Genomic DNA, 998 nt, shown 5'->3' with positions numbered 1-998 from the left:
GCGATGTATCGCGAGGGTTTCAACCAACTGCTTGCCGATTCGATGAAGCGGATTCAATGACACCATAGGTTCTTGGAAGATCATCCCAATACGACCACCACGAATACCGCGCAGTTGCCTCTCAGAACAACTCAAGATATCACTACCAGAAAAGTTAATCGTCCCGTTCAAGTAATGTGACGAGCCTTTAGGCAGTAACTTTAAGATGGAGTTCGCCGTCACCGATTTACCCGAGCCACTCTCTCCCACCAGCGCCAGTGTCTCACCTTTGTATATTTCGAGCGAAACATCGTGTGTAACCTGCTCTATCGCCTTCTTTCTTCCAAAACCGACGGACAGTTTGTCTATGGTTAGCACTGGATAAGCAGGAGCTGTATTTAAAGTCATAACCTATCCTTACTTCTGTTGGTGTGGGTCGAAGGCATCACGTACCGCTTCACCGACGAAGACGAGTAACGTAAGCATCAAAGAAAGTACAACGAATGCGGAAATGCCAAGCCATGGCGCTTGTAAGTTAGCTTTACCTTGCGCCAGAAGCTCACCTAACGAGGGCGAACCCGCCGGAAGACCAAAGCCTAAGAAATCTAATGACGTCAGCGTGGTCACCGAGCCGGACAAGATGAACGGCATCATGGTTAGCGACGCAACCATAGCGTTCGGCAACATGTGACGAAGCATAATGCGTTTGTCATCGACGCCCATCGCTTGTGCCGCGCGTACATAGTCAAAGTTACGACAACGTAAGAACTCAGCACGAACAATGCCCACCAAACTCATCCAGCTGAACAGCACCATAATCCCAAGCAACCACCAGAAATTCGGCTCGATAAAACTCGACAAAATAATCAGCAAGAACAAGGTCGGCATTCCGGACCACACCTCGATGAAACGTTGCCCAAACAGGTCAACCCAACCGCCGTAATAACCTTGTGTCGCCCCAACGACCACACCAATGACACTTGAAACAATCGTCAGAACAAAACCAAAGAGTACCGAGA

At 49.0% G+C, this 998-nt stretch carries 2 protein-coding genes; both read right to left on the bottom strand.

All coding sequences use genetic code 11. The features are described 5' to 3' along the window. The coding region (locus BCT81_RS00400) for an ATP-binding cassette domain-containing protein (protein ID WP_133152460.1) at positions 1-387 on the bottom strand (387 nt) is incomplete at its 3' end. A gap of 9 nt (positions 388-396) precedes the next feature. Then, the coding region (locus tag BCT81_RS00395) for an ABC transporter permease subunit (RefSeq protein WP_133152459.1) at positions 397-998 on the bottom strand (602 nt) is incomplete at its 5' end.

Origin of the sequence: Vibrio sp. 10N.261.52.A1, from assembly GCF_002876325.1 — a bacterium.
In the GTDB taxonomy this organism is placed as follows: Bacteria; Pseudomonadota; Gammaproteobacteria; order Enterobacterales; family Vibrionaceae; genus Vibrio; species Vibrio chagasii.
The sequence above is the reverse complement of the archived record's forward strand: the minus strand, read 5'-3'. Positions and strand labels throughout refer to the sequence as shown.